The sequence below is a fragment of the Streptomyces sp. genome (genome assembly GCF_031181555.1).
GTDB classification, from domain to species: domain Bacteria; phylum Actinomycetota; class Actinomycetes; order Streptomycetales; family Streptomycetaceae; genus Streptomyces; species Streptomyces fimbriatus.
The window spans coordinates 1-6499 of the sequence record NZ_JAPSKQ010000248.1 but is presented as its reverse complement, the minus strand read 5'-3'; the positions used below and the strand labels follow the sequence as shown (position 1 = coordinate 6499).

Below are 6499 nucleotides of genomic sequence, written 5' to 3'. Positions count from 1 at the left end.
GGCGATGAGGAGGGCCGACTCGATCGCCTCGACCAGCAGGTCGAAGGAGATCTCCTTCTCCCGTACCAAGCCCCGCAGGGCGCTCATGTCGATGTCCACGGCTACGCCTCCTCTTCCTTCTTGTCGTCCTTCTTGTCGGACACGTCGTCCTTGCGGTTGAACTCGACCTGGACGCGCGCCCTGGTGATGTCGTCGAAGGCGAGTCTGCGCGCGGTGGCCTTGCGGCCCTTCACCCCGGGCACCTCGAGGTCGAGGCCGTCGTCGTCCGCCTTGAGGATCCTGGCGACCAGTTCGCCGCCCTCGGCCAGCTGGAACCGCACCAGGCGGCCCGTGGCACGCACGTAGTGCCGGTGCTCGGTGAGGAGGCGCTCCGCGCCCGGGGTTCCCACCTCGAGGGTGTACTCCCCGCTGCCCATCGCGTCCGTCTCGTCGAGCTTCGCCGAGAGCGCGCGGCTCACATCGGCGATCCGGTCCAGGTCCGCACCGGTGTCGGAGTCGACGACGACGCGCAGCACACGCTTGCGGCCGACCGAGTCCACGGCGATCTCCTCGAGATCGAGGCCCTGTGAGCTGACGAGCGGTTCCAGAAGTGCTCGAAGCCTCTCGCTCTGGGTGGTGCTCATCCGGGTGACTCCTCGGCCGCGTGTGCTGTTGTGGGATGGGGCGCGTGTCTGGTCAAAGGGTATCCGGTCGCGGAGGGTGTTGCCGTCCACCCGGTCACGGAGGGTGCCGCTGGCCGCCGCCGGGCGGGTGCCCGGGTACCGTGATCACGGGCCAGCGGCCCATTCCTTCGTCGCCACGTTCGTACGAGCCCCCGAGGACGTCTGCCGTGCCGTTCCCCCCGTCTCCGCGCGCCCGTTCGGGGCCGCGCAGAAGGAGTCTGCTCGCCGTCGCTCCGGCGGCCCTGCTGGTGGCGGGCTGTTCCGCCGAGTCCGAGAACCCCGACGCCGCCGGCGGCAGCCGGCCCTCGGCCGCCGACCGGGCACGCGCGCGTGCGGCCCGGGACAGCCGGGGGCTGGCCGAGCGGTACGACGCGGTCATCGCCGCGCATCCGAAGCTGGCCCGGCGGCTGGCTCCGCTGCGCGCGGAGGTCGTCCGGCACGCGAAGGCGTTCGGCGGTACGGCGGTGGCGTCGCCGGCTCCCTCCGGGACGGCGCCCTCCGCCTCCGCTCCGGTCGCCGCCGTGCCCGCGAAGGAGAAGGACGCCCTGGCCGAACTCGCCGCCGCCGAGCGGGAGATCGCCGACCGGCGGACGAAGGCGCTGCTGGACGCGCCCGGTGAACTGGCCCGGCTGCTGGCCTCGGTGGCGGCGGCCGGCGCGGCGCACGTGTACCTGCTGACGGAGGTGTGACGGTGAAGGATGCGCGCGAGGCGAAGGACCGGGAGCTGCGGGCCCTCCAGGCGGCCCTGGCGGCGGAGCACGCGGCGGTGTACGGCTACGGGGTCGTCGGGGGGCGGATCGGCAAGGAGCGGCGCACGGAGGCGCGTACGGCGTACGACGCGCACCGGGCGCGCAGGGACGCGCTGGTGCGCGAGGTGAGGGACGCGGGTGGCGAGCCCGTCGCCGCGGCCGCGGGATACGCGCTGCCGTTCCCGGTGCCGGACGCGGCGGCGGCGGTCCGGCTCGCCGCGGAGCTGGAGGGCCGGGTGGCCGGGGTGTACGCCGACCTGGTGCGCGACAGCGGGGGCGAGCGGCGGCGGGGCGCTGCCGAGGCGATGCGGGAGGCGGCGGTGCGGTCGGTGCGGTGGAGCCGCGAGAGCGTAGCCTTCCCTGGGCTCGCCGAGCGGGCCGATACGGCCACGGGGACTCCGGCGCCGACGGCGTGACGGGGCGGCAGGTACCGCGTACAGCACGAAGGGAACGACTCGCGCATGGTTTTCGAGCCGCCGCGGCGTCTGGTGAGGGCGCTCGGTGAGACGGCGCCGCACGGGGACGAGTGGCTGGAGAGGCTGCCCGAACTGGCGCGGCGGGCCGTCTCCCTGCACGAGTTGACGGTGGAGCGGGTGCAGGTGCCCGGAGGGCGCAGCAGCCTGGTCGTGCTGGTGCGGACGGCCGACGGCACGCCCGCCGTGCTGAAGCTGGCCCCGCGCCGGGCCCGCCCGGAGAGCGAGCGGGCCGCGCTGGCCCACTGGGGTGGCCGGGGAGCGGTGCGGCTCCTGGAACCCTTCACCGCCGAGGGCATACTGCTGCTGGAGCGGCTGCATCCGGACGTGTCGGTGCGCTCGCTCCCGGAGGCGAGGGCGCTGCTGGAGGCGGCGGAGACGCTGCGCAGGCTGTGGGTGGAGCCGCCGGAGGACCACACGTTCGAGACCGTCGCCGAGCGGACCGGGCGGCAGGCCGAGGCGATGCGGGCGAGCGCGGCGACCGACCCGGCGGTGGCGCCGCTGGTGGAGGCGGCGCTGACGGCCCGCGAGGAGCTGCTGGCTGCGCCGCCCGAGCACCGGCTGCTGCACGGTACGTTCCGGCAGAGCAAGGTGCTCTCCGGGGAGCGGCTGCCGTGGCTGGCGGTGGGCCCGGACCCGGTGGTCGGCGAGCACGCCTTCGACCTGGCCCGGCTGGTCCGCGACCGCGTGGAGGACCTCATCGCCCAGCCCTCCGGCGCGGCGACGACCCGCCGGCGGGTGAAGCGCCTCGCGGAGTCCCTGGAGGTCGACCGGGAACGCCTGCGCGGCTGGACCCTGTTCCGCGCGGTGGAGTCGGGGGTACGGGCCCGCAGGGTCGGCCGCGAACAGGACGCGGAACTGCTGCTGGAGTTCGCGGGCTGGCTCTAGGCCTGCCCGGCGGATCACGACGGTGGTGCCAGGGGCGTGCCGTACCGGCCTCCGCCTTCCGGCACGTTCCGCCGGACCGGGCCCCGCGGCGTGGTGCGCCGCCCGCCGGGTCCGGCAGCCGTACGCCGTCCGTCACCGCGCGCCGGGACGCCGTGGGCGGGCGCGGGGCGGTGGCTGTTGTCCGGCGTGGCCGGGTGCGGGACCCGGTGCCGAGGCACCCGGGCGGCAGCGCCGGGCGGGGCCCGTGCGGGCCGGTGGTCCGGTGCGCACGGGCCCCGCGTGACGCCGTTACGCCGTTACGCCGTGAGGCGGGCGACGGCCTCGTCGACCGTGAGTTCCTCGCGCTCGCCCGTGCGGCGGTCCTTGAGCTCCACGACGCCCTCGGCCGCGCGGCGGCCGGCGACCAGGATGCGCGGGACGCCGATCAGCTCCGAGTCGGTGAACTTCACGCCCGGGGAGACGCCGGCGCGGTCGTCGACCAGGACGCGGACGCCGGCCGCGGACAGCTTCTCGGAGACGTCGAGCGCGAGCTCCGTCTGGAGGGCCTTGCCCGCGGCGACCACGTGGACGTCGGCCGGGGCGACCTCCTCGGGCCAGCACAGGCCCTTGTCGTCGGCGGTCTGCTCGGCGAGGGCCGCCACCGCGCGGGAGACGCCGATGCCGTAGGAGCCCATGGTGACGCGGGCGGGCTTGCCGTTCTGGCCGAGGACGTCGAGCTTGAGGGCGTCGGTGTACTTGCGGCCCAGCTGGAAGATGTGGCCGATCTCGATGGCGCGGTCGAGCTTGAGACCGGTGCCGCACTTGGGGCAGGGGTCGCCCTCCCGCACCACCACGACGTCCACGTACGCGTCGACCTCGAAGTCGCGCCCGGCGACCACGTTCTTCGCGTGCGTGCCGGCCTTGTTGGCGCCCGTGATCCAGGCGGTGCCCGGCGCCACGCGCGGGTCGGCGATGTACGTCACCTTGTCCAGGCCCTGCGGGCCGACGTAGCCGCGCACCAGGTCGGGGCGGGCGACGAAGTCCGCCTCGGTGACCAGTTCCACCGTGGCCGGGGCGAAGTGCGCCTCGACCTTGCCCATGTCGACCTCGCGGTCACCGGGCACGCCCACGGCGACGATCTCGCCGTCGACCTTGACCAGCAGGTTCTTCAGCGTGGCCGAGGCGGGCACGCCGAGCTGTGCGGCGAGGGTCTCGATGGTCGGGGTGTCGGGCGTGGGGATGTCCTCGGCGGCCGGGACGCCGGAGGCGTCGACCGGCTGGAGCTCGTACGCGACCGCCTCGGTGTTCGCGGCGAAGTCGCAGTTCGGGCAGTCCGCGAAGGTGTCCTCGCCGGCCTCGGCCGGGGCGAGGAACTCCTCGGACTTGGAGCCGCCCATCGCACCGGCGGTCGCCGCGCAGATGCGGTAGTCGAGGCCGAGGCGCTCGAACACCTTCTGGTACGCCTGGCGGTGCAGGGCGTAGGACCGGGCGAGGCCCTCGTCCTCGACGTCGAAGGAGTAGGAGTCCTTCATCAGGAACTCGCGGCCGCGCAGGATGCCGGCGCGGGGGCGGGCCTCGTCCCGGAACTTGGTCTGGATCTGGTAGAGGATCACCGGCAGGTCCTTGTAGGAGGACGCCTGGTCCTTCACCAGCAGGGTGAAGATCTCCTCGTGGGTGGGGCCGAGGAGGTAGTCGCCGCCCTTGCGGTCCTGGAGGCGGAACAGCTCGGGGCCGTACTCGTCCCAGCGGCCGGTCGCCTCGTAGGGCTCACGCGGCAGCAGGGCGGGCAGCAGCACCTCCTGGGCGCCGATGGCGTCCATCTCCTCGCGGACGATCCGCTCGACGTTGGCGAGGACCTTCTTGCCGAGGGGGAGCCACGTCCAGATGCCGGCGGCGGTGCGGCGCACGTAACCGGCGCGGACGAGCAGCTTGTGGCTGAGGACCTCGGCGTCCGCCGGGTCGTCGCGCAGCGTCTTCGCCATCAACTGGGACATGCGCTGGACCGGTGCGTTCGCCATGGTTCTCGTACTCCTGCTGCGTCTGGGTGATGACAGGAGGTTAGCCGGGCGGGACGGGGCGGCGGAAATCGGTTTGGGCCCGTCCCGGGTTCTAGGCACGAAGGAGTGGCAGGGGGGCGCCCATGACGGCGTACGGCTTGAGGGCGCTGGGGAAGTGGACCTGCCGGGCGAGGTCCCGGTAGCCGAGGGAGCGGTACAGGCGGCGGGCGGGGCTCTCGACGTCGATGGCGGAGAGGATCGAGCGGGGTTCGTCGGCGCCGTCGGTGATCGTGGTGATCAGGGCGCGGCCGATGCCGTGCTTCTGGTGGCGCGGGTGGACGTGCAGCTCGGTGATGACGAAGGAGTCGTCGAGCCAGTCGTCGTTGCCCCGGGCGCGCAGGTAGGGCTCGACGACGGTGGACCACCAGTGGGCGCGGTCGTTGGGCATGCCGTAGACGAAGCCGACCAGGCGGCCCCCGGTGGTGGCGCCGAAGGCCCTGGCGCCCGGGAAGGTCAGGTGGCGCAGCACGATCTGCCGTCGTACGGCCACCTCGTCGGGGTCGAGCCCGAATGCCACCGCCTGGACCGCCAGCGCCTCGTCGACGTGGGCGGCGAGGTCGAGGGGGCCGATCACGATGTCGTCGGGGTGGGGGTGGCCGTGACCGGGAAAGCGCAGCATGCCGGGGAGACTACAGGGGGTTCCCGCGGGTCAGAACGGCGTCTTGGGCCAGTGCGGGGACCACGGTGCCCAGCGTGCTCAGAACAGCACGCTCATGAAGGCGCCGACCTCCCGGAAGCCTACCCTCCGGTACGCCCTGCGGGCGGGGGTGTTGAAGTCGTTGACGTAGAGGCTCACCACGGGGGCGACGTCCGCCAGGGCGTAGCGGAGGACGGCGGCCATGCCGGGAGCCGCGACGCCCGTGCCCCGGTGCTCGGGGGCCACCCAGACGCCCTGGATCTGGCAGGCGCGGTCCGTCGCGGCGCCGATCTCGGCCTTGAAGACGACCTTGCCGTCGGCGTCGAAGCGGGCGAAGGAGCGGCCCGAGCCGACGAGTTCGGCGACCCGGGCCTGGTAGAGCAGGCCGCCGTCGCCGGCCAGCGGGGAGACGCCGACCTCCTCGGTGAACATCGCCACGCACGCCGGCATGATCGTCTCCAGTTCGTCCTTGCGGACGCGGCGCACGCGGGGGTCCGGGGCGATGGTGTCGGGCATGCGGTCGGTGACCATGAGGGGCTGGCGGGCACGGACCTCGCGGGCCGGGCCCCAGTGGGGTTCGAGCAGCCGCCACAGTTCGGCGGTGGGGCCGGCCGGCCCCACTATGGAGGAGCAGCGGCGGCCCGCCCGGCGGGCGCGGTCGGCGAACGCGCGGACGGCCCTCGGGGTGGCGCAGATGGGGACCAGGTTGGCGCCTGCGTAGCACAGGGACGTCAGCACGCCGCCCTCGTACCAGCCCCACAGCTCGCCGCCGAGCCGCCACGGGTCCAGGCCCGCGACCCGCACCCGGGCGGCCACGAAGGCGTTCGCCACCGGCTCGCGGTCGAGCACGGCGAGTGCGGCGTCCAGGTCGCTCGGTTCGAGGACCCGGGAAGTGGTCTGCGTCAACACGTGCGGGGCCTCACACACTGGGGTCTGCTGATTTCCGCACTGTACCTGCGGAGCTTGTGCGGCGCCGCCCCGTGGGGGCTGCCGCCGGTTTCGAAGGCACCGTGGGTCGGTGTGCCGTTTCCGGGGGCGCCGCCCCCGGACCCCC

General features: G+C 74.1%; 7 protein-coding genes and 1 pseudogene. 3 read left to right on the top strand and 5 right to left on the bottom strand.

Translation table 11 applies throughout. The features are described 5' to 3' along the window. Positions 1 to 99 (bottom strand): annotated as a pseudogene (locus tag RIM90_RS29705) (transcription termination/antitermination protein NusA); the annotation flags it as partial. A gap of 2 nt (positions 100 to 101) precedes the next feature. Continuing rightward, a complete protein-coding gene (rimP, locus tag RIM90_RS29700; protein WP_309063836.1) occupies positions 102 to 623 on the bottom strand; it encodes a ribosome maturation factor RimP in 522 nt (173 codons plus the stop codon). A gap of 206 nt (positions 624 to 829) precedes the next feature. On the opposite strand from rimP, the gene RIM90_RS29695 reads away from it, so the two are divergent. The 3 genes from RIM90_RS29695 to RIM90_RS29685 are packed head-to-tail and all read left to right on the top strand — an operon-like array spanning position 830 to position 2772. Further along, entirely contained in the window at positions 830 to 1351 is a 522-nt protein-coding gene (locus RIM90_RS29695) for a hypothetical protein (RefSeq protein WP_309063835.1), read from the top strand. After that, complete coding sequence (locus tag RIM90_RS29690) at positions 1348 to 1827, top strand: ferritin-like domain-containing protein (protein WP_309063834.1); 480 nt, start codon at positions 1348 to 1350, stop codon at positions 1825 to 1827. Before RIM90_RS29695 ends, RIM90_RS29690 begins: the two co-directional genes overlap by 4 nt. Positions 1828 to 1872: 45 nt before the next feature. Continuing rightward, positions 1873 to 2772 (top strand): aminoglycoside phosphotransferase family protein, encoded by a 900-nt coding sequence (locus RIM90_RS29685; protein ID WP_309063833.1) that lies wholly within the window; start codon positions 1873 to 1875, stop codon positions 2770 to 2772. A 296-nt stretch (positions 2773 to 3068) separates the two neighbouring features. Here the strand turns inward: RIM90_RS29685 and RIM90_RS29680 are convergent, their stop codons facing one another. From RIM90_RS29680 to RIM90_RS29670, 3 genes are all read right to left on the bottom strand, one after another. Then, on the bottom strand, positions 3069 to 4769 hold the full coding sequence (locus RIM90_RS29680; protein ID WP_309063832.1) for a proline--tRNA ligase: 1701 nt from the start codon (positions 4767 to 4769) through the stop codon (positions 3069 to 3071). A 91-nt stretch (positions 4770 to 4860) separates the two neighbouring features. Beyond that, a complete protein-coding gene (locus RIM90_RS29675) occupies positions 4861 to 5427 on the bottom strand; it encodes a GNAT family N-acetyltransferase (protein ID WP_309063831.1) in 567 nt (188 codons plus the stop codon). Positions 5428 to 5505: 78 nt separating this feature from the next. Next, positions 5506 to 6354 (bottom strand): GNAT family N-acetyltransferase, encoded by an 849-nt coding sequence (locus RIM90_RS29670; RefSeq protein ID WP_309063830.1) that lies wholly within the window; start codon positions 6352 to 6354, stop codon positions 5506 to 5508. Positions 6355 to 6499: the final 145 nt, after the last annotated feature.